Origin of the sequence: Rhodoplanes sp. Z2-YC6860 (assembly GCF_001579845.1) — a bacterium.
Lineage (GTDB): Bacteria > Pseudomonadota > Alphaproteobacteria > Rhizobiales > Xanthobacteraceae > Z2-YC6860.
This window is the reverse complement of sequence record NZ_CP007440.1, coordinates 4,104,498-4,124,270: the sequence shown is the minus strand read 5'-3', so window position 1 is coordinate 4,124,270 and position 19,773 is coordinate 4,104,498. Positions and strand designations below refer to the sequence as shown.

The window sequence follows — 19,773 nt, the reverse complement described above, 5'->3', positions numbered from 1 at the left end:
ACCGGAAGTGCCGGGGCTACCCCGGCATGAACATCGCGAACGGCTCGTCGAGCGTCCGCTTGAGATGCTTGCGATAGAGCGCGTGGTTCGGATCGCTGGAATTGACGCGGCCGAAGCTCGGCTTCGCCACGGCCTTGAGCGGCACGAAGGCGATTGGCGCGGCAATCGGCGTGAGCAGCGAGCCTTTGCCGGCGAGCAGCGTCATCAGGATGCCGTACATCTCGCCGGTGATGGTCGGACGCGACACGGTGACCAGCCGGTGCTGACCGCTCCGGTTGGTGACGAGATAAACATGCCCCGACTGATTGGGCACCGCGACCTCGCCGAACTGGGTGAAGTCCGCGTCGAGCCGCTCGCCCTCGCGAAACAGCAGGCAGGCGCTCTTGGCATCCCAAGCGATCTCAGTGCGATAGGCGTAGATCGACTCCTTGTCACCGAATGACGGCCGCAGCGTCACGTAGGTGCCCTCGATCCAGGCGACCGCTCTGCGCGAATAAGCACCGAGATGATCCGGCGCGACGTCGCCACCGGACGGCACGACCGCGACCGCTGCGTCCGCGCGCTTGCGCAGCGCCACGCCGAGCGCCTCCTCCAGCCGCACGGTGGTCGCAAGCGTAAATGGACGCCGGCCGCCCAACGCCTTCTCCAACGTCGACATGCTGATCTTGGCGAGCTCAGCGAGCTGCTGCCGCGAGAGGCGGCGCCTTGCCAGCTCTTCACGGACCGTCGCGGCCACCTGCTGGCTCTGCTCGGCCGTCAGCTGCTTGTCCATCGCCAGCATCGTCACCCCTCCGAATCCTCAAGAATTCTAGCGGACGCACAAACCATCACAAAACCGCACCGGGCCGTACGCCTCGGGCGGACGGCGGCGAGTCGCGGCTGCCCTCGTGCTGAGCCTGGCGGGGCCTTGCGGAACAATCCAGATCATCACGCTCGCGGGATAAAGCGCTCCGACGCACAACGGCAGCCGGCGGAAGGCAGCTTCGGGAGCGCTTGAAATGATCACGTGCGGTGCAATCCAACGGACCGGCCGGCTGGGCCGGCCAAATTCGACGGAGCCCATCGGGCTCCGATTTATGCGGTATCTGGCTGCGATTCTCGTGGGAATTGCGGCATTTTTTATCAACATCGGGCCGATGCAGGCGGCAAGCGACCCTGCTCCTCTGACCAAGCCCGGCGACGCCCGTTCGGGCTCGCTTCTGATCAAGACCGATGACGGCTACGCCGACGCCAACCGGCTTGGGATCGACGTCGATCTGACGGTGTCCGGGCCGACCATCCGCGCCCGAGTCACCCAGATTTTCCGCAATCCGACGCGGAACTGGGTCGAGGCGGTTTACGTCTATCCATTGCCCGAAGGCGGCGCGGTCGACACCCTGAAGATGGTGGTCGGCGACCGCATCGTGGTTGGCGAAATCAAAGAGCGCCAGCAGGCCCGCGTGATCTATGAGCAAGCCAAGCAGAACGGCCAGAAGGCCGCGCTGACCGAACAGGAACGGCCGAACATCTTCACAAACTCTGTCGCCAACATCGGCCCGGGCGAGACCGTGCTGGTGCAGATCGAATACCAGGAGCCGGTGCACCAATCGGCCGGTGAGTTCTCGCTCCGCGTTCCGATGGTCGTGGGCCCCCGCTACAACCCGGCGCCGATCGTGCAGAGCGTCGACCTGCGCCCGGACAGCAGCGGCTGGGGCACAGCCACGACCGATCCGGTGCCCGACCGTGACCGCATCTCGCCGCCGGTGCTCGATCCGGCGCAGAACGGTCCGGTCAATCCGACCCAGATCACCGTGCGCCTGCAGGCCGGCTTTCCGCTCGGCGAGGTGAAGAGCCACTTCCATGCGGTCAATGTCGAGAGCCCGGACGCGGGCACACGCATCGTCAAGCTCGCGAACGGGCCGGTGCCAGCCGACCGCGACTTCGAACTGACCTGGAAGCCTGCGAACGAGACCGCGCCCTCCGTGGGTTTGTTCCGTGAGAAGGTCGGCGACGCCGACTATGTGCTGGCTTACGTGACGCCGCCTGCCATCGAGCAGGCCGAGCAGAAGCCTTTGCCGCGCGAGGTGATCTTCGTCATCGACAACTCGGGATCGATGGGCGGCACCTCGATCGTGCAGGCCAAGGCGAGCCTCATTTATGCGCTTGGCCGCCTGCAGCCGAACGACCGCTTCAACGTGATCCGCTTCGACCACACCATGGACGTGCTGTTCCCTGACGCGGTATCGGCCGACCAGGAGCATGTCGATCAGGCCAGGCGCTTCGTCGACGCGCTGCAGGCCCAGGGCGGCACCGAAATGGTACCGGCGATGCGTGCCGCGCTGAACGATCGCGGCCTAGCTGATGGCAACTACGTCCGCCAGGTCGTGTTCTTGACCGACGGTGCGATCGGCAACGAGCAGCAGCTATTCGACACCATCAGCACCATGCGCGGCCGTTCGCGGATCTTCATGGTCGGCATCGGCTCCGCGCCGAACACCTACCTGATGAACCGCGCAGCCGAGCTCGGCCGCGGCACCTTCACCCACATCGGCTCGGTCGAGCAGGTCGAGGAGCGGATGCGCGGCCTGTTCGCCAAGCTCGAGAACCCAGCGGTGACGAACCTCGCGGTGAAGTTCTCCGCCGCCTTGGCCGATATGACGCCGGCCGCGATCCCGGACATCTATCGTGGCGAGCCGCTGGTGCTTGCGGCACGCCTCGACAAGCTCCCCGGCTCGGTCGAGATCAAGGGCCGCATCGGCGACCGTCCGTGGTCGGTGACGCTGCCGCTCGAAAACGCCGCCGAGGGCAAAGGCCTGTCCAAGCTCTGGGCGCGGCGCAAAATCGCCGACGCCGAGATTGCCCGCACCATGCGGCAGTCTGCGCCGGAGGAAGCCGACAAGACCATCCTGGCGCTGGGCCTGGAGCATCAGCTGGTGACACGGCTGACCAGTCTGGTCGCGGTCGACAGGACGCCGAGCAGGCCCGACGGCGAGACGCTGAAGCTCACCGAGCTGCCGCTGAATTTGCCGGCCGGCTGGGTGTTCGAGAAGGTGTTCGGCGAACGCTCCGTGCCGTTCGTGCCGAAGGAGCAGCGCACCGAAGCTGACGAAGGCCGCATCCAGCTTGCGCTCGCCAAGCGCGCACTGCCCGCGGTGTCGGCAGCCCCCAAGACGGTGACGCTGCCCAAGACGGCAACGGATGCCGAACTCAAGATGATCGCAGGCGCTGTGCTGCTCACGCTCAGTCTGATCCTGCTCGCACTCACCCGGCGGCGTGCTGCCACAACCTGACGCCGGATGACCGGAGGAGTCTGCCCCCCACCTCCTCCCAGCGCGCGCGGCCTCTGTCCCCCCAGGGCCGCGCGCGCATTCTCTTCAAGGACCGCGCCGATGAAACGCCTCGATGCAAAACGGTTGGCCGCTCTGATGCTCGCTCTCGCTGGTGCCTACCTGCTGGGCCAAGGCCTCTACATCCACGCCAAAGCCATGCTCGCCCAGGTGCTGCTGGAGCGCGCCTTCGCCGAGACGATTGCGACCGGCCGCGACGTGAAGCCGTGGTCATGGGCCGACACCTGGCCCGTGGCGCGCATCGAAATGAAACGCATCAACGCCAGCGCCATCGTGCTGGAAGGCAGCAGCGGCCAGGCTCTGGCGTTCGGCCCGGGCCATGTCGAACTCACAGCCAATGCCGGCGAACGCGGCGTCGCGGTTTACTCGGCGCACCGCGACACGCACTTCCGGTTTCTCAAGGACGTGAAAATGGGCGACGAGATTGCCGTAACGCGGCGCGACGGCCGCATCTTCCGCTACAAGGTCAACGGCACGTCCGTGGTGCGCTACGACGACTCAGGCATCGATCCGATCACCGACCGACCGGAGCTGGTGCTGTCGACCTGCTGGCCGCTGGACTCCGTCACGCCCGGCCCGCTGCGCTATCTGGTGCACGCCGAATTGATCGAGGCGCAGCACGTCTCACTGAAGTAAGCAGCGGCACGGTTATTCACGCGCGCGACGTTTCGCATAGGCCGCGCGCGCAGCTTCGATGCGCGTCGAGTTCGCGACGACCCAGTCTGCTATCCCTTGCACCGGCTTGAAAAGTTCTCGCCCGAGGTCGGTCAGTTCATATTCCACCTGCGGCGGCGTGACGGGGGTGACCGTCCGCGTGACAAAGCCGTTTTCCTCAAGGTCCCTCAGCGTCGATGCCAACACTTTTTGGCTGATCTCGCCGACTTCGCGCCTCAACGCGTTGAATCGACGCGGTCCCTGGCCTAGCACGCGCACCACGAGAAGAGTCCATTTGTCGCTGATGCGCGCGAGCATGCGGCTGATGTGTTCGCAGTGGGCGGTATCCTCGTGGTTATCTGGTGTCGACAAGGTGCCTTCTTGTTCAGCCATTGGGTTTGCTTAGGTTGGTTACCGCAAGAAACCAGCATACCCGAGGTAATCATGACATCTAAGCCTAAAATCGCCGTCATCATTGGCTCTACGCGACCGACTCGCTTCGCCGACGGGCCGGCGCAGTGGATTCTGAAGCAAACCAAGGCGCGTGGAGATATGGATGTAGAGCTGGTCGACCTGCGCGATTATGCGCTGCCCTTCTTCGATGAAATGGCATCGAACATGTGGATGCCGAGCAAGAATGCCGAGGCGATCCGCTGGCAACATACCGTCGCAAAATATGACGGCTACATCTTTGTGGTCGCGGAATACAACCACTCCATTACTGGCGTGCTCAAGAACGCGCTCGATCAAGCTTACAAGGAGTGGAATCGCAAGCCATTCACCGCGATCGGATACGGCGGCGTCGGAGCTGCGCGCGCTATCGAACACCTGCGTTCTATTGCCGTGGAACTACAAATGGTCTCCACGCATGCTGCCGTGCATATTGGCGGCGGGGATTTCATGGCGGTGCATCCGATGTTCGGCAAGAAGCCCATCGAGGAGATTGAGGCGAATCTGCTTCCTTCGGCCAAAACCGCGCTCGACGAACTCGTGTGGTGGGCGAAAGCAACGACGGCGGCAAAAGCGGCCGCAGCTTGACCACGTGTTCTTCGCGCCGACTTCGACTCCACGCTAGCTTTTGAACGCCGTCTGCAGCTCGGGCTTCACCTGCGCTGCAAACAGCTCCACTGAACGCAGCATTTCCTCCCCCGACAGATCGCCGAAGCAGAACTGCCCGACAATGTAGTTGGCGCCGCTGTCCTCAACCTGCTTGCCCAAAAACGCTCGCACGGTTTCGGGCGAACCGGCGATGGCTTGCCCTTGCTTGATCAGCATGTCGAAATTCTCCACGCGAAGCGGCGATTCCGGCCATGTGCCGTTCAGCTCGGAGAGATATGTGAAGCTCGCCCGCCAGCGCAGATAGGCGCGCCGCGCGATGGCCAGCGCTTGATCGTCGGTGTCGGCCACCACGATGAAGCGCACCATGCCCATCTTGGGTAACGCCGCACCGCTCTGGACCTCGCCCCAAATCTTGCGATAACGCTCGACGATGGCGCGCGTGTTGTCGGGCATGTCGTTGGTGACGATGTTCAAGCCCTTGCGTGCGGCGCGCTCGGCGCTGTCCGGCGAATGCGCGCCGTACCACAGCGGCGGATGCGGCTTCTGGTACGGTTCCATCTCCATCGGCACGTTGGCGAACTGGTCATACTTGCCCTTCCAGTCGAGCTTCTTGACCGTGAAGGCCTTCATGATCAGTTCCAGACGCTCGGCATAGATCTGCTGCCGCTCCTGCGCGTTCTGCCCGTAATAGGAAATCTCGTACGGCACTGAACCGCGGCCGAAGCCGATCTCCAGCCGCCCGCCGCTCATGTGATCGAGCATGCAGATCTCTTCCATCACCCGGAGCGGATGATGCACCGGCAGAGCATAGACGAAGGTGCCAAAACGAAGCCGCGCGGTGCGTTGGCCGATCGCGGAAAGGAACACGCTGGGCGATGGCGCCATGCCGAGCGGCGTGAAATGGTGTTCGGCCACGTGATAGGCGTAGAAGCCAGAACGATCGAAGGCCTCGATCACCTTCAACCGCTGCTCGTAATACTCGCGCAAAGGTAAGTCGTTGCGATCGAGGTGATCGAAAATGCCGAATTCCAACTTCATGCGGTTTCCGCCCACTCAATTTACGGCTTGGTTTGCCTGTTCTGTAATCGCACCGCCAATGCAGCGGGGAGTTGGGCGGATTTGCATCAGGTGACGCAGCATTGGTCAATAGCCGCGTGACGCAGAACCGTCCGCATGCCGAGACGATCGAACGCACGGAAACCTCTAGCGAGGTGCGCCGAGTCCCGCCTAGTATCGAGGAAGCAGCCGGCGACAAGTCCGGAGCCCGAGGGAGAGACGCAATGAGGAAGCAAGGCCCATTCGCCGCACGCCTGTCGCGGCGTTCATTCGTCAAGCATTCCGCGGCCGCCGGCGCCGTCCTGACCTCGAACCTCGCCGCGCCCGCGCTGCTCGCCCAGAGCAAAGCACCGATCAAGCTCGGCGTGCTGAACTCCTTCACCGGCGGCCTTGCCTACGCAGCCGAGGGCAACCTCAACGGCATGAGCCTCTATTTCGAGAGCATCAATTGGACGGTCGCCGGCCGCAAGATCGAACTCGTCAAGGAGGACGATCAGTTCAATCCGCAGGTTGGCTTGCAGAAGGCGAAGAAGCTCGTTGAAAGCGACAAGGTCGATCTCCTGGTCGGCATCCAGGCGAGCAACGTGGCACTCGCCGTGCTGAATTACATGAAGCAACAGAAAGCGTTCTACGTGGTGTCGGGCGCCGGCACCGACGCCATCACCTGGGACCGCTACCCCTATCTGTTCCGTACCTCGATCTCCGCCTATCAGCTGTCCACACCGATGGCGAACTACGTCTACGACAATCTCGGCAAGGAGATCGTCACCACGGCCTCGGACTATGCGGGCGGACGCGATGTCATCGCGCAGTTCAAGGGTCCGTATGTCAAGCGCGGCGGCAAGGTGATCAAGGAAATCTGGCCGCCGCTCGGCACCACCGATTTCAGCCCTTACCTGACTGACATCAAGTCGATCAATCCGCCGGTCACTTACGACTTCATGCCGGGCGCCGACGCGGTGCGCTTCATCCAGCAATACAGCGAATTCGGACTGAAGGAGAAAATGCCGCTGACCGGCTTCACCATCATCGACTCGCAAACCGTGAGCGCGCTTGGCAAGTCCGCGATCGGCATCATCTCGGCGCTGACCTACACGGATACGGTGCCCACGCCCGAGGGCCAGAAGTTCGCGGCCGACTACAAGGCCAAATACAAATCCTCTCCGGACCTGTTCGCCGATTACGGCTACGTTGCCGGCCGGGCGCTCGGCGAGGCGATGCAGGCGATCGACGGCGATGCCGGCAACAAGGACAAGCTTGCCGACGCCATGACCAAGGTGAAATTCAACGCGCCGCGCGGGCCGTTTCGCATGGACCCGGCAACGCATAATCCGATCCAGGACATCTACATCTGCCAGGTGATCGAGAAGGGCGACGGCATCTCGACCAAGATCCTGTCGACCGCCAAGGACGTCACCGACCCGGGCAAGAAGATCTACTGACCGCACCCGCAACGCCCTGAAACGCCGGCTGAAACCCGCATGGAAGTGTTCGTCGCCCAGCTTCTGAACGGGCTGGTCTACGGCGTCCTGCTCTTTCTGATGGCGGCCGGCCTGTCGCTGATCTTCGGGCTGATGAATGTCGTGAGCCTCGCCCACGGCTCGTTCTTCATGCTCGGCGCCTATGTGGGGCTGTCGATCTTCAACGCCACCGGGAGCTTCTGGCTGGCGCTGATCCTCGCCCCCATCCCCATCATCATCGCCGGCATCGTCATCGAGCGGCTGTTCATGCGGCCGCTCTACCGGCGCGGCCATATGGACCAGGTGCTGCTGACGTTCGGCTTCACCTTCGTGTTTCTCGACTTCGTGCAGACCGTCTGGGGCCGTTCGGTGCTGCGTTTGCCGGCGCCGGAGGCGCTGCAGGGCACATTGCATATCGGCGCCGGCGTGTTCTCGGCCTATCGGCTGTTTCTCATTGGCTTCGGCTTCGCCATCGCGCTCCTGCTCTGGCTGTTCCTGGAGCGAAGCCGCATCGGCGCCATGGTGCGCGCTGGCGTCGATGACGCGCAGATGGCGTCGGGCCTCGGCGGCAACATCCCGGCGCTGTTCAGCGGCATGTTCGGCTTTGGCGTCGCGCTGGCAGCCCTCGGCGGCGTCGCCGCGGGACCCATTCTCGGGCTCTATCCGGGCATGGACGCCGAGATCCTGATCCCGGCGTTTATCGTCATCGTGATCGGTGGGCTCGGGAGTCTTCGCGGCGCATTTGCCGGCAGTCTGGTGATCGGCATCGCCGACACCTTCGGCAAGGCCTATCTGCCGAGCCTCGCGCTGTTCCTGATTTATCTGACGATGATTCTGGTTCTGCTGGTGCGGCCGCAGGGCCTGTTCGGCATCAAATATGCCGATGCGGCTCCGGCCGCTGTCTCGACAACGCCCGTGCCGCCGACCAACCGCACCCGCATTGTCGAGTTCGTCGCGCTCGCTGCTCTGATCGCCCTGCCATTTACGGTCTCGGACTACGGCAGAACGCTGATCGCCGAGATTTTCATCTTCGCGATCTTCGCCATGAGCCTCGATCTTCTGCTCGGTTTCACCGGGCTGATGTCGCTCGGCCACGCCGCATTCTTCGGACTTGGCGCTTATGCAGTCGGCGTACTGGGCAATATGTTCGGGATCAATGCCTGGATCGGCGTTGTGGCGGGCTCGGTGCTTGCCTCGCTCGCCGCAGGCCTGATCGGCTGGTTCTGCGTCCGCACCGGCGGCGTCACGTTCCTGATGCTAACGCTCGCTTTCTCGCAATTGGTGTTCTCGATTGCGCTGAAATGGCGTGACGTCACGGGCGGCTCCGATGGCCTCGCGATTGCCGACAAGCCGAGCTTCTTCGGTTTCGACCTGTCGAGCTCGCTCACCATGTACTTCATGGCGCTCATCTTCTTCGTTCTGGTATTCTGGGCGCTGCGCCGCCTGATCAACGCGCCGCTCGGCCGCGTCTTCATCGGCATCCGCGAAAACGAGCAGCGCATGCTCGCGATCGGCTACCCGACGCTGGCTTACAAGCTTCTCTCCTTCACCATTGCGGCCGCGCTCGCCGGCCTCGCCGGCGGGCTCTACGCCATTTTCAACGGCTTCATCTCAGCCGATGCGCTCTACTGGACCGCCTCGGGTGACGTCCTGATCATGACCATGCTGGGCGGCGCCGGCACCCTGATCGGACCCGCGATCGGCTCCGGCGTGTTCCTGCTGATGAAGAACGTCGTGAGCTCCTACAACGAGCACTGGCTCGCCATCATCGGCATCACCTTCATCTGCTGCGTGATGTTCTTCCCCGGCGGCATCTGGGGTGCGATCCGTGGCCTCCACCTCCGCACGAGGAGCGCGAAATCATGAGCGCGCTCCGCATCGAACACCTCAACCGCTCGTTCGGCAGCCTCGTCGTCACGGACGACGTCAACCTCGACATCGCACCGGGCGAACGTCACGTCATCATCGGTCCGAACGGCGCCGGCAAGACCAGCCTGGTCAATCAGATCGGCGGCCAGCTCGCGCCAAGTTCCGGCCATATCCTGGTCGACGGCACAGATATCACCGGTCACTCGCCGGACCGGATCAGCCGCATGGGGGTGGCCCGCACGTTCCAGCGCAACAATCTGTTCCAGAACCTTTCGGTGATCGAGAACCTGCGGCTTGCGCTTGAAGTCCGCCTGGGCAAGCCGCTGGACTTCTTTCGGCCGGCTGACCGCAATGCCGCCCTGATGACGCGCGCCAAGGAGTTGATGGCCCAGGTGCATCTTGGCAGCGACGGCGACCGCACCGTCCGCAATCTCTCCTATGGCGAGCAACGTCAGCTCGAAATCGGCATGGCTCTCGCGGGCGATCCGAAAATCCTGCTGCTCGACGAGCCGACATCAGGCATGTCGCCAGCCGAAACCGCGCGGATGATCGAGCTCATTGCTGGCCTGCCGCGCAGCCTCGCCATCCTGATGATCGAGCACGACATGAAGGTCGTGTTCTCGGTCGCCGACCGCGTCACCGTGCTCTATTACGGGAAAATTCTCGCCACCGGCACGCCGGACGAAATCCAGGCCAATGCTCGCGTGCGTGAGGTCTATCTCGGGGTGAGGCACTGATGCTGGAGCTCGAGAGCGTTCATGCCTATTACGGCGAGAGCCACGTGCTCCGCGGCGTCTCGCTCACCGTCGGCAAGGGCGAGGTCGTATGCCTCCTGGGTCGGAACGGTGCTGGCAAGACCACAACCATCCTTACGGTGATGGGCTACATGCATCCCCGTGGCGGCCACGTCCGCTACAGCGGTCGCGACATTGGAGCACTGCCGCCCTACGCGGTGTCGAGGCTGGGCGTCGGCTTCGTGCCGCAGGAGCGCGGCATCTTCCCAAGCCTGACTGTGCGCGAAAACCTCACGGTGTTTGCCCGGGGCAGCGGCAACGACGACTGGAATCTGCCGCGCATCTTTGAGCTCTTTCCGGTTCTCAAAGCCCGCGAACGCAATCTCGGATTCCAGCTTTCCGGCGGCGAGCAGCAGATGCTGTCGATCGCCCGCGCATTGATGCTCAACCCGGACCTGCTGGTGCTCGACGAGCCGTCCGAGGGATTGGCACCGATGATCGTCGAGGAGATCATCAAGGTGCTGCGCGGTCTCAAGGACCAAGGTCTCGCAATCCTTCTCGTCGAGCAGAACCTGCGCGCGGCGTTCGCCGTCGGCGACCGCCATCACATCATGAACAAGGGCGAGATCTGCTTCACCGGCAGCTCGGCCGAGATCGAAAGCAACGAAACCGTGCTGCGGGAATATTTGAGTGTCTGACATGGTCTGGGAGGTGCTCGCTTGAAAACCGTCAAAGTCGCCGACGTCGATCTCGAGCTTTTCGAATCCGGGCAAGGGGCGCCGATCCTCTTCCTTCACAGCGCCGGGGGCTTCGCCCCACAGCAGCCGTTCGTTGGACCGCTGTCGGCCAAGCACCGGCTGATTGCGCCATCACATCCTGGTTTCGGCAAATCGAGCCTGCCGGAATGGCTCGATTCCATCGACGACATCGCGCATATCTATCTCGAACTGCTCGACACGCTCGGCCTGAAGCACCTCGACATCGTCGGTTGCTCGATCGGCGGCTGGATCGCGGCCGAGATCGCCACCAAAGTGCCCGACCGCGTGCGGCGGCTGGTGATGGTGAGCCCGGTCGGCGTGAAGACTGGTTCGTCCGACAAGCTCGACATTCCCGACATCTTCGCGATGCCGCAGAGCGACGTCGACAAGCTCCTCTATCACGACCCCGCCAGATCGGCCCCCGACACCAAGAGCATGTCGGACGACCAGCTCGCCGCGATGTTCCGCAACCGCGAGACATTGGCGCTGATGGTATGGGAGCCGTGGATGCACAACACCAAGCTGAAGCACCGGCTGCATCGCGTGACGTGCCCGGCCCTGTTCATGCGCGGCGCGAGCGACGGCCTCGTCTCCGACGCTTATCTGAAGGCCTACGCGGCGCTGCTGCCGAACGCCCGCGTGCACACCATCGCCGCGGCTGGCCACGTGCCTCATCTGGAACAGCCGGAGGCCTTCGCCTCGACCGTCCTCAATTTTCTCGCAGCCTGATCGGAGTTCGACATGAGAGCCTGGCATTTCAGCGAGACCGCCTATCCGTATCTCCCGCCGCAGGACTCCTACCCGTCGATCCGCGTGTCATTGCCCAATCGCATCTACGATCCGGCCAAGGGCGCGGCGCTTTACGACCGTTACATCGACGAATGGTTGATCGCCGAGGAGGAAGGCGTCGAGATCATGCTCAATGAGCATCATCAGACCGCGACCTGCGTCGATCCGGCGGCGCCGTTGATGCTCGCGGCGCTGGCGCGGCTCAGCAAGAAGGCCCGGCTGCTCATTCTCGGCAACCCGATCGCCAACCGCCGCCAGCCGGTTCGGGTCGCGGAAGAAATGGCGATGGTCGACGTGCTGTCACACGGCCGGGTGGAAGCCGGCTTCGTGCGCGGCGTGCCGTATGAAATCCTGCCGGCGAACAGCAATCCGGTGCGGATGAACGAACGGCACTGGGAGGCGCTCGACCTGATCGTGAAGGCCTGGACCCATCACGATGGCCCGTTCAGCTTCGAGGGCCGGTTCTTCCACCACCGCTCGATCAACATCTGGCCGCGCTGCTATCAGCAGCCGCATCCGCCCATCTGGGTCAGCACCACCAGCACCAGCGGCGCCCAGCAGGTCGGCGCGCATGGCTATATCCAGGCGACGTTCCTCACAGGCTTCGACACGACCAAGCGCATCTACGACGCCTACCGGCGCGGCTGGCGGGAAGCCGGCCGCGGCCAGGACGTGCCGATCGACCGGCTGGCTTATGCGGCGCTGATCTACGTCGGTGACACCGAGGCCAAGGCCCGCGCCGGAGCCGAGAAACTGCTCTGGTACGTCAACGCCAACAAAGTGCCGCTACATTTCTCCAACCCGCCGGGCTACGTGCCCGTCGCGATGAACATGCAGCTTGCGCGTGGCGCGCATAACGTCGTCAGCGCATTCGGCACCAAGCAAGGCACGGTCGATGGAGCCATCGAGGCCGGCACCATGTTCGCGGGCACGCCGGACCAGGTGTTCGAGCAGATCAAGAAGCACTGGCACCATGTCGGCGGTTACGGCCAGATCCTGATCATGGGCCAGGCCGGCTTCCTCGAACACGACGACACCGTGCACGGCATCCGTATGTTCGCCCGCGAAGTCTATCCGCGATTGAAAGAGCTGTTCCCCGGCACGATGCCCTCCGGCATCACCGAGACATCGAAAGCCGCTGCGGGTTGAGCCGCGCAAGTCAAAGCCCCGGCCGTTGAGGCCGGGGCTTTGTTCCCGCCGCGATTAGTCGCGATCGGGATCGCCGTAAGGACGATCCGAATACGGCTGGTTCGGCGCAATCGGATGGTAGTTGTGCTGCAGGGGCGTCAGCGCTTCCCGGCTATCGGCAGAGCCGTAGTACGGAGCGTTGCGCTCGACGCTCGCCGCATCGCTGGCATAGGCGTTGTAGCCGCGATGCACGCGTTCCTTCGCGCTTGCGGACAAGGTCGGCGCGGCGACAGCGAGCAGAATCCCGGCAGCAGCAGTTAAAACCTTCAAGGTCTTCATGATCGTACCTTTCGTTTCTTCGACTTCTTCCAACGGACGAGCCCGATATGGCGCTCGCCCGTTTTCACGACCGCGATCTAATCTTTCTTCGCACCGCAACAAGTGACTAAACGCACACCCTCCCGTGATCAGGATTTGAAATATCGATCAGAATTCCATCGCAAAAATAACGCATTAAGCGGCATCAGCAGGATTCGGCAAAAACCACCGCAAGATTGCAGCGAATCCCTGATTTTTGCGGTGCAAAACTACCGGCCGCGGACAAAATGAAAGCGCGCGCATCTCTGTCGAGACACGCGCGCTTCAGCTTCACGATCTTGTCAGCGCATTACAAAAGATTCACATCGAGTGGATTGGCCTCAAGCGACTTCGGTTCGCGCTTCTCCGGCAACGGACGGTTCGAGTGCCGCCGCAGCCGCCTCCTCCACACGTTCCAGCCAGACGAACTCGAGCTGCTTGCGTGTCTCTTCCGGGATGTCGTCATAGTCCCGCCGGTTGCGCGCCGGCAGCATGACGCGCTTCAGCCCGGCGCCCGCCGCAGCCACGACCTTCTCCTTGATGCCGCCGACCGGCAGCACCAGACCGCGCAGGCTGATCTCGCCGGTCATCGCGGTGTCGCTGCGGATGGTGCGGTTGGTCATCAGCGAGGTGAGCGCCATGAACATCGCAACACCTGCGCTCGGCCCGTCCTTCGGGGTCGCCCCCGCCGGCACGTGGATATGGATGTCGCTCTTCTCGAATGCGCCGTCCTCGATGCCGAGCGCCGCTGCCCGGTTCTTGACGATGCTGAGCGCCGCCTGCGCGCTCTCACGCATCACCTCGCCGAGCTGGCCGGTCAGAATGAGCCGGCCCCCGCCGGGCGTCTTGGTCGCCTCGATGAACAGGATGTCGCCGCCGACCGGCGTCCAGGCGAGGCCCGTGGCCACGCCGGGGACGCTCGTTCGCATCGCCACCTCGTTCTCGAAGCGGGACGCGCCGAGAATTGCCGCGAGACCGTCACGGTCGATCCGGATCGGCCCTGTCGCGCCTTCGGCGATCCGCACCGCGGCATTGCGGAGCGTCTTGCCGATCTCTCGCTCGAGATTGCGCACGCCGGCCTCGCGCGTGTAGTGCTGGATGATCTCGTCGAGCGCAGCTTCCGTGATCTCGACCTGACCTTCCTTGATGCCGTTCGCCTCGAGCTGCCGCCGCACCAGATAGCGCTTGGCGATCTCGAGCTTCTCCATCGCGGTGTAGCCCGCGAGGCTGATGATCTCCATGCGGTCGCGCAGCGGACCCTGGATGGTGTCGAGCATGTTCGCCGTGGTGATGAACACCACGCGGCTCAGATCGAACGGCACGCCGAGATAGGCGTCGCGGAACGTGCTGTTCTGCTCCGGATCGAGCACCTCCAGCATCGCGGCGCTCGGATCGCCGTGGATGCCGGTGCCCATCTTGTCGATCTCGTCCAGCATCATCACGCAGTTGCGCGTGCCGGCCTTGCGGATGCCCTGGATGATGTTACCGGGCAGAGCGCCAATATAGGTGCGCCGGTGGCCGCGGATCTCCGCCTCGTCATGCACGCCACCCAAACTGACGCGCACGAACTTGCGGTTCATCGCCTTGGCGATCGACTGGCCGAGCGAGGTCTTGCCCACGCCGGGGGGGCCGACGAAGCACAGGATCGGCGCCTTGCCCTGCGGCGCGAGCTTGCGCACCGCGAGATATTCGACGATCCGCTGCTTGATCTTGTCGAGGCCGTAGTGATCCGCATCGAGTATCCTGCGGGCCTCTTTGATGTCGATCGGCGTCTCTTCCGGCAGCGCCCACGGCAGCTCGACCAGCCAGTCCAGGTAAGTGCGAGCCATGCCGTATTCGGCGGCGCTGTCGGGCATGCGCTGCAGCCGGCGCAGTTCCTTGCGCGCCTGGTCCTCGACCTCCTTGGGCATGCCGGCCTTGGCGATGGCCTGCTCGATTTCGACGAGTTCGGCAGCCTTGCCCTCCTCGCCTTCGCCGAGCTGCTTCTGGATCGCGGCCATCTGCTCGCGCAGCAGCACCTCGCGCTGGCGCTCGTCGAGCGCCGCGCGGGTCTGCTTGCCGATTTCCGCGGACAACCGCATCACTTCGAGGCGCTGGGCCAGGAACCGCGAGACCTTTTCCATCCGCGCCGGGACGTCGACGGTCTCGAGCACCTCCTGCCGCTCGTCCGGCTTGAGGTCCATGTAGGCCGCCGAAAGATCGGCAAGGCCGGCGGGCGACTCGACCCCTTGGATCGCGGCGATCAGCTCCTGCGGCGCCTGCGGCAGCAGCTCCAGCGCTTCGACCGCCTGGTTGCGCAGATGCATCATCCGCGCCTCGATCTCCGGCGACTTGCTGTCAGCCTCGGGAATGCGCAGCACGCGGGCCACGAAGAACGGCCAGCCGCTCAGGAATTCGAGCACCTGGAAACGCTGCTCGCCCTGGCAGATCAGATGCTGGGTGCCATCCGGCGCGGTGACATAGCGCACCACGTTGGCGATCGTGCCCATGCGGTGCATGTCGAGCGTCGTGGGCTCTTCGATCTGCGGGTCGCGCTGCATCAGGATGCCGATCTGACGCTGCTCGCGCACGGCCTGCTGGGCGGCCGCGATGGAGCGCTGACGGCCGACCGTCACCGGCATGACGATGCCCGGAAACAACACGAAATTGCGCACCGGCATGATGATCATCGCATCGGCCGGCAATGGCGGCAGCGGCGCCTCGGAGCGCGTCTGGTCGGAGCGGCCGGCGGGCTGTCCGCCCGCCTGCTCCATGCGCAGTTGATTCAAATCAGCCACGGGACACCCCCGCCTTCTCCAGCGTGATCACGATGCAGCCGTTCGCCATGCCTCGATGCACGGCGGAATAGCGGCCCGACGGCAGGCGAACGCGCCGCTCGAAACGGCCCTGCGGCAACTCGAGACGATGGATCACAGCGGTCCGCAACTCGTCAGGCAGCACGCGGCTGCCGGCGACGATCAGGTCGCCACCATCGATCGCAGCCTCGACCTGGTCCGGGTCGACGCCCGGGAGCGCCACCAGCACCAGGACGGCTTCGGCTGTCTCGATCATGTCGACCGGCGGCTCCCAAGCGGGCGCCGCCGTGCCATAGCGCCCGGGGCGAAACATCTCGCGATGCATCCGCTCCGCCCGGGCGAGCATCTCGCACGCCTCCGACCACATCCAACGATTGGGAAAATCTGTCATGAGCCACCCTTGAACTGCCCTATTTGATATCGGCCGCGACAGAATTCAATATTCGGAAGGACTTGGTGCATTGCACCGGGCAACGGCGAGCAGCCGTGAAGACCGAAGCTGACGGCGGCGAAGCCATCCCGGGGCCGTCCGCAGCCTCAAAGTGCGTTAGTTCGCCTTCACGCCGGAGCGGCGGACCACATCGGCCCAGACATCGAGCTCGCGCGAGACGAGCGCTCCGAACTCGTCCGGGGTGCCGCCGACGAGTTCGGCGCCGAGGTCCTTGAAGCGCCCGGCAACCTCCGGAGCCTGCAACGCCTGCCGCGCGGCAGCGTTGAGCCGATCAACGACAAGGCGCGGTGTCGCCGCCGGGGCACTGAAGCCCTGCCACACCACCGCCTGGAAATCCGGCACGCCAGCTTCGATCATCGTCGGCAAATCGGGCGCCGCGGGTGAGCGTCGCGCCGACGTCACAGCGAGGCCGCGCAGCCGGCCCGCTGCGACATGAGGCAGCGCCACCGGGCTGTTGGAGAACATCGCCTGCACATGCCCCGCGATGACATCGCTGACTGAGAAATTGTCGCCGCGATAGGCGATCTGTCCGACGGAAATTCCGGTCTTCAGCTTGAGCAATTCGACCACAAGATTGGTCAAGGTCGCGGCACCGTTGTGCGCGAAATTCAGCGTGTCCGGATGCGCCTTGGCGTAGTCGATCAGCTCCCTCACGCTCGTCACCGGCAGTTGCGGATTGACCACCAGCACGAACGGATTTTCGGCGACGTCGCAAATATGCACGAAATCGTGTTGCGGATCGAAGCTGAGATTGGAGAGCGTGGCCGCCATGACGGCATAACCGGTCGAGGTCCAGGCAAGCGTTTGACCATCAGGCGCGGCGCGCGCCAGTTGGCCGAAGGCCAGCGCCCCGCCCGCGCCGGGCTGGTTCAGCACGATGATGGTCTCGCCGAGTTTCTCTTCCATGTACTTGGTGAGGATGCGCACCAGCACATCCGCGCCGCCGCCCGCAGGAAACGGCACGATCATGGTGATCGGCCGCCCAGCGGGACCTTGAGCAACGGCCGCTGCGGGCCATGCGGCCGCGGCTCCCGCCAGCATTCCCAACACGTCTCGACGGCGCATCTCGCCTCCTTGGTCGGAAGCTTTGACTTGCAAACTCTATACCGACAGCGCTCGGAACCGAAAGTTCATCCGGAACGACACCGTTTCCGATCGGTTGCCCTTGGTAGGCAACGAAGAGGAGAGAATGATGCGAGCACTGATGACCACAGCCTTCGCCACAGCGCTCACCTTGGTGTCAGGCGTGGCGATGGCGCAGAGTTACGGTCCCGGCGATCCGGCTTGGGCGAACACGAGCGATCCGCAAAGCGTGCCGACGCCGCGAGCCTATTACGGTCCGGCGGGCCACTGGGGTTATGGCAGATCTTATGGCTACGAAACCTATAGCCGGCCCTATCAGGGCGACTGGCGATGGTCGTCCGGCTATCAGCCGCGCCACGGCGGATACGACTGGTGGTGACATAGCAACCCACCGGCCCATCCCAGCAAAAAGCCCGGTCGCGACCGGGCTTATTGCATTCCGGCGAGTTGCACACTTACCCCGTCTGGCTGTGCTGGCCGCCGGGCTGCGAAATCCCTGAGAGCGCATGGGCAGCACCATTGCCCGTACTGCCTTTCATCACCGCGATGTCGCCGAGCGAGATGATGCCAGTCGCTTGTCGTGATTCAGAACCGGCAGCCGGCGCACCTGGATATCGGCCATGTTGTGCGTGACCTCTTCGAGGTCCTGATCGTCGAAGCAGTATTTGACGTCCCGCGTCATGACCTCGCTGATCTTGGCGTTTGGCCATTTCCCTCGCGCCACACCTTTGGTCGCGATGTCGCGATCGGTGATCATGCCAACCAGGCGATTGTCTTCGCTGACCGGCAGCAGGCCGGCATCGAGACTCGCCATCAGCCGCGCCGCCTGCTGGACGGTTTCGTTCGGACTGGCGAGATGGACGTCCCGGGTCATCGCTTCACTGACCTTCATCGCTGCTCTCCTGTCTAATCATTCCCTCCCGTTACCGACGCCGCGCATGCTGCGCCGCATCTTCGGGCGAACGTCTGCATGCTCCGATCGTTCCTGCGGGCTCGCACGACCAACGCAAAGACCGCCCCGGCGCGCCGATGCTGCGACGCGCCGTTGGAAAACAACCAATTGTGAAGACAAGCTGCAGGGAAGCGCGCCCGGCAATGTTCGCGGTCGAACATCCGGCTTCCCTGCGATGCGGAGACTGATCTCATGAGTCTCCGGGTGAAAGCCTCAGCGGCGTACCGAGGCTTTCACGACCTTGTGTTGCACGTAGGCTCTCAACTCAGGAGTTGAGAGCCTCGGCCTCGCGCTTGGCCGCTTCGGCAGCGGGTTCAGCGGTTTCGGGCTCGACCGGCAACTGCAGCACCGTTGCCCGTTGTCCCGAGATCAGCCGCGCCACCAGCACGATCGTGCCGTCGGCAAACTCCAGCGCGTCGTGATGTGTGCACGGCGCCTGCAGGTTGACCTGACGGAAACGTGCCGTCATCCCGCTTGCGGTCTGTTCGGAATGGCTCATTGGATCTTCGAAGCGCGGTGCCTGTTCGAAGGCGATCTCAGTGCCTGGCCGCAGGCACACCGCCGTGCCGGTGTCATCGGCGCCGGCAAATCCGCGTGTGAAAGTGCCGGTGAAGTTGGTGGAGACCAGACGGTCGGCCACTGTGGCCGGCCGTGATGCAACGTTCTCGAGGCTGTAGTCGCACATGATGAGCTCCTTCTGCCCCCCGACGTTCGATTTTGCGGTGTCCGGTACCCGTGGTTGCGCCAACGGGGACCTGACAAAGCAAGTCGCCGGAATGGCTCGTGGTTCCTGAATCCGATCCGAGATTGGCGGAGCCCCAAGATTGAGACTCGAGACGCTTGGGACGGCGCGGTTGCTACGGATCGAATCGGGAATCTGCCGAACAAAGTCGTCAGCAGTGAGGCGACCGCCTGGGCTATCCCCGTGAAAAAATGAGCATGCGCTGCAACAGTTTTCTGCAGTCGCAAAAACTGTCGTGCGTCAAAATGACCGGCCGTATTCGTTAACAGCTAATCGGCCTCACGACACAGCGGCATGACACGCCGGAAATGGCTCATACCGGACTCAAAGTTTCCAAGTCAACGCTTCGTGACCGCCAACTCGCCGCCAACCAGCATACGCAGCGACTTCACAAAATCGCTGAACTGCGTTTCGCCCTCGATCGGCGGCAGCTTGAGGTGCTCGTCATCGGCGTGATTTTCGGCAATGTAGCCGGCGCCAAAGATGCTGTGCACCGGGTGGATGCTCTGGGCTGTCGTGTACATGGCGCGTTCCTTTCCAACCGTCCACGTAACTTGGCC

General features: G+C 63.7%; 19 protein-coding genes and 1 pseudogene. 10 read left to right on the top strand and 10 right to left on the bottom strand.

Annotated elements, in window-relative coordinates; genetic code table 11:
* Window positions 1–16: 16 nt before the first annotated feature.
* Window positions 17–781, bottom strand: coding sequence for a helix-turn-helix domain-containing protein (locus RHPLAN_RS19055; RefSeq protein WP_068020852.1), 765 nt, complete (start codon window positions 779–781; stop codon window positions 17–19).
* A gap of 295 nt (window positions 782–1,076) precedes the next feature.
* On the opposite strand from RHPLAN_RS19055, the gene RHPLAN_RS19050 reads away from it, so the two are divergent.
* Window positions 1,077–3,269 carry a marine proteobacterial sortase target protein gene (locus RHPLAN_RS19050; RefSeq protein ID WP_237179856.1) on the top strand — a complete coding sequence of 731 codons (2,193 nt, stop codon included), beginning with the start codon at window positions 1,077–1,079 and terminating at the stop codon, window positions 3,267–3,269.
* A gap of 99 nt (window positions 3,270–3,368) precedes the next feature.
* Window positions 3,369–3,962 (top strand): class GN sortase, encoded by a 594-nt coding sequence (locus RHPLAN_RS19045; protein ID WP_068020850.1) that lies wholly within the window; start codon window positions 3,369–3,371, stop codon window positions 3,960–3,962.
* Window positions 3,963–3,974: 12 nt separating this feature from the next.
* On the opposite strand, the gene RHPLAN_RS19040 is transcribed toward RHPLAN_RS19045, so the two are convergent.
* Window positions 3,975–4,373, bottom strand: a complete 399-nt coding sequence (locus tag RHPLAN_RS19040) for a winged helix-turn-helix transcriptional regulator (protein ID WP_084245183.1) — start codon at window positions 4,371–4,373, stop codon at window positions 3,975–3,977.
* Between the two features lie 51 nt (window positions 4,374–4,424).
* On the opposite strand from RHPLAN_RS19040, the gene RHPLAN_RS19035 reads away from it, so the two are divergent.
* Window positions 4,425–5,018 carry an NADPH-dependent FMN reductase gene (locus RHPLAN_RS19035; protein WP_068020847.1) on the top strand — a complete coding sequence of 198 codons (594 nt, stop codon included), beginning with the start codon at window positions 4,425–4,427 and terminating at the stop codon, window positions 5,016–5,018.
* Window positions 5,019–5,051: 33 nt separating this feature from the next.
* On the opposite strand, the gene RHPLAN_RS19030 is transcribed toward RHPLAN_RS19035, so the two are convergent.
* On the bottom strand, window positions 5,052–6,077 hold the full coding sequence (locus RHPLAN_RS19030) for an LLM class flavin-dependent oxidoreductase (protein ID WP_068020844.1): 1,026 nt from the start codon (window positions 6,075–6,077) through the stop codon (window positions 5,052–5,054).
* Window positions 6,078–6,319: 242 nt separating this feature from the next.
* Here RHPLAN_RS19030 and RHPLAN_RS19025 point away from each other — a divergent pair, with 242 nt between their 5' ends.
* From RHPLAN_RS19025 to RHPLAN_RS19000, 6 genes are read left to right on the top strand one after another with little or no spacing between them, the layout of a single operon-like run.
* The gene (locus RHPLAN_RS19025; protein ID WP_068020842.1) at window positions 6,320–7,537 is read left to right on the top strand and encodes an ABC transporter substrate-binding protein; all 1,218 of its coding nucleotides are present in this window, start codon (window positions 6,320–6,322) and stop codon (window positions 7,535–7,537) included.
* A gap of 39 nt (window positions 7,538–7,576) precedes the next feature.
* The gene (locus RHPLAN_RS19020) at window positions 7,577–9,421 is read left to right on the top strand and encodes an ABC transporter permease (protein WP_068020840.1); all 1,845 of its coding nucleotides are present in this window, start codon (window positions 7,577–7,579) and stop codon (window positions 9,419–9,421) included.
* Entirely contained in the window at window positions 9,418–10,161 is a 744-nt protein-coding gene (locus tag RHPLAN_RS19015) for an ABC transporter ATP-binding protein (RefSeq protein WP_068020838.1), read from the top strand. The genes RHPLAN_RS19020 and RHPLAN_RS19015 overlap by 4 nt, the downstream gene beginning before the upstream one ends.
* Window positions 10,161–10,856, top strand: coding sequence for an ABC transporter ATP-binding protein (locus RHPLAN_RS19010; RefSeq protein ID WP_068020836.1), 696 nt, complete (start codon window positions 10,161–10,163; stop codon window positions 10,854–10,856). Before RHPLAN_RS19015 ends, RHPLAN_RS19010 begins: the two co-directional genes overlap by 1 nt.
* Window positions 10,857–10,877: 21 nt before the next feature.
* Window positions 10,878–11,645 carry an alpha/beta fold hydrolase gene (locus RHPLAN_RS19005; RefSeq protein ID WP_068020834.1) on the top strand — a complete coding sequence of 256 codons (768 nt, stop codon included), beginning with the start codon at window positions 10,878–10,880 and terminating at the stop codon, window positions 11,643–11,645.
* Between the two features lie 12 nt (window positions 11,646–11,657).
* Window positions 11,658–12,854 carry an LLM class flavin-dependent oxidoreductase gene (locus tag RHPLAN_RS19000; protein WP_068020831.1) on the top strand — a complete coding sequence of 399 codons (1,197 nt, stop codon included), beginning with the start codon at window positions 11,658–11,660 and terminating at the stop codon, window positions 12,852–12,854.
* Between the two features lie 54 nt (window positions 12,855–12,908).
* Here RHPLAN_RS19000 and RHPLAN_RS18995 read toward each other — a convergent pair whose 3' ends face one another.
* The 4 genes from RHPLAN_RS18995 to RHPLAN_RS18980 form a co-directional block, all read right to left on the bottom strand.
* The gene (locus tag RHPLAN_RS18995) at window positions 12,909–13,172 is read right to left on the bottom strand and encodes a hypothetical protein (protein WP_157100349.1); all 264 of its coding nucleotides are present in this window, start codon (window positions 13,170–13,172) and stop codon (window positions 12,909–12,911) included.
* Window positions 13,173–13,531: 359 nt separating this feature from the next.
* Window positions 13,532–15,859 (bottom strand): endopeptidase La, encoded by a 2,328-nt coding sequence (gene lon / locus RHPLAN_RS18990; RefSeq protein WP_237180200.1) that lies wholly within the window; start codon window positions 15,857–15,859, stop codon window positions 13,532–13,534.
* Between the two features lie 100 nt (window positions 15,860–15,959).
* Window positions 15,960–16,376: an Hsp20/alpha crystallin family protein gene (locus RHPLAN_RS18985; protein ID WP_068020827.1), complete on the bottom strand. Its 417-nt coding sequence runs from the start codon at window positions 16,374–16,376 to the stop codon at window positions 15,960–15,962.
* Between the two features lie 156 nt (window positions 16,377–16,532).
* A complete protein-coding gene (locus RHPLAN_RS18980) occupies window positions 16,533–17,501 on the bottom strand; it encodes a Bug family tripartite tricarboxylate transporter substrate binding protein (protein WP_084245179.1) in 969 nt (322 codons plus the stop codon).
* 124 nt (window positions 17,502–17,625) lie between these two features.
* On the opposite strand from RHPLAN_RS18980, the gene RHPLAN_RS18975 reads away from it, so the two are divergent.
* Window positions 17,626–17,898, top strand: a complete 273-nt coding sequence (locus tag RHPLAN_RS18975) for a hypothetical protein (RefSeq protein ID WP_068020824.1) — start codon at window positions 17,626–17,628, stop codon at window positions 17,896–17,898.
* Window positions 17,899–17,974: 76 nt separating this feature from the next.
* Here the strand turns inward: RHPLAN_RS18975 and RHPLAN_RS18970 are convergent.
* The 3 genes and pseudogenes from RHPLAN_RS18970 to RHPLAN_RS18960 form a co-directional block, all read right to left on the bottom strand.
* Window positions 17,975–18,411, bottom strand: a pseudogene (locus RHPLAN_RS18970) (CBS domain-containing protein).
* A 325-nt stretch (window positions 18,412–18,736) separates the two neighbouring features.
* Window positions 18,737–19,156 (bottom strand): hypothetical protein, encoded by a 420-nt coding sequence (locus RHPLAN_RS18965; RefSeq protein ID WP_068020821.1) that lies wholly within the window; start codon window positions 19,154–19,156, stop codon window positions 18,737–18,739.
* A 395-nt stretch (window positions 19,157–19,551) separates the two neighbouring features.
* A complete protein-coding gene (locus RHPLAN_RS18960) occupies window positions 19,552–19,737 on the bottom strand; it encodes a hypothetical protein (protein WP_068020818.1) in 186 nt (61 codons plus the stop codon).
* Window positions 19,738–19,773 lie beyond the last annotated feature (36 nt).

Bases quoted from the DNA above. Each gene is read 5' to 3' on its own strand.
- RHPLAN_RS19055 (WP_068020852.1), bottom strand. From the start codon at position 781: ATGCTGGCGATGGACAAGCAGCTGACGGCCGAGCAGAGCCAGCAGGTG.
- RHPLAN_RS19050 (WP_237179856.1), top strand. From the start codon at position 1,077: ATGCGGTATCTGGCTGCGATTCTCGTGGGAATTGCGGCATTTTTTATC.
- RHPLAN_RS19045 (WP_068020850.1), top strand. From the start codon at position 3,369: ATGAAACGCCTCGATGCAAAACGGTTGGCCGCTCTGATGCTCGCTCTC.
- RHPLAN_RS19040 (WP_084245183.1), bottom strand. From the start codon at position 4,373: ATGGCTGAACAAGAAGGCACCTTGTCGACACCAGATAACCACGAGGAT.
- RHPLAN_RS19035 (WP_068020847.1), top strand. From the start codon at position 4,425: ATGACATCTAAGCCTAAAATCGCCGTCATCATTGGCTCTACGCGACCG.
- RHPLAN_RS19030 (WP_068020844.1), bottom strand. From the start codon at position 6,077: ATGAAGTTGGAATTCGGCATTTTCGATCACCTCGATCGCAACGACTTA.
- RHPLAN_RS19025 (WP_068020842.1), top strand. From the start codon at position 6,320: ATGAGGAAGCAAGGCCCATTCGCCGCACGCCTGTCGCGGCGTTCATTC.
- RHPLAN_RS19020 (WP_068020840.1), top strand. From the start codon at position 7,577: ATGGAAGTGTTCGTCGCCCAGCTTCTGAACGGGCTGGTCTACGGCGTC.
- RHPLAN_RS19015 (WP_068020838.1), top strand. From the start codon at position 9,418: ATGAGCGCGCTCCGCATCGAACACCTCAACCGCTCGTTCGGCAGCCTC.
- RHPLAN_RS19010 (WP_068020836.1), top strand. From the start codon at position 10,161: ATGCTGGAGCTCGAGAGCGTTCATGCCTATTACGGCGAGAGCCACGTG.
- RHPLAN_RS19000 (WP_068020831.1), top strand. From the start codon at position 11,658: ATGAGAGCCTGGCATTTCAGCGAGACCGCCTATCCGTATCTCCCGCCG.
- RHPLAN_RS18995 (WP_157100349.1), bottom strand. From the start codon at position 13,172: ATGAAGACCTTGAAGGTTTTAACTGCTGCTGCCGGGATTCTGCTCGCT.
- lon (WP_237180200.1), bottom strand. From the start codon at position 15,859: ATGATCATCATGCCGGTGCGCAATTTCGTGTTGTTTCCGGGCATCGTC.
- RHPLAN_RS18985 (WP_068020827.1), bottom strand. From the start codon at position 16,376: ATGACAGATTTTCCCAATCGTTGGATGTGGTCGGAGGCGTGCGAGATG.
- RHPLAN_RS18980 (WP_084245179.1), bottom strand. From the start codon at position 17,501: ATGCGCCGTCGAGACGTGTTGGGAATGCTGGCGGGAGCCGCGGCCGCA.
- RHPLAN_RS18975 (WP_068020824.1), top strand. From the start codon at position 17,626: ATGATGCGAGCACTGATGACCACAGCCTTCGCCACAGCGCTCACCTTG.
- RHPLAN_RS18965 (WP_068020821.1), bottom strand. From the start codon at position 19,156: ATGTGCGACTACAGCCTCGAGAACGTTGCATCACGGCCGGCCACAGTG.
- RHPLAN_RS18960 (WP_068020818.1), bottom strand. From the start codon at position 19,737: ATGTACACGACAGCCCAGAGCATCCACCCGGTGCACAGCATCTTTGGC.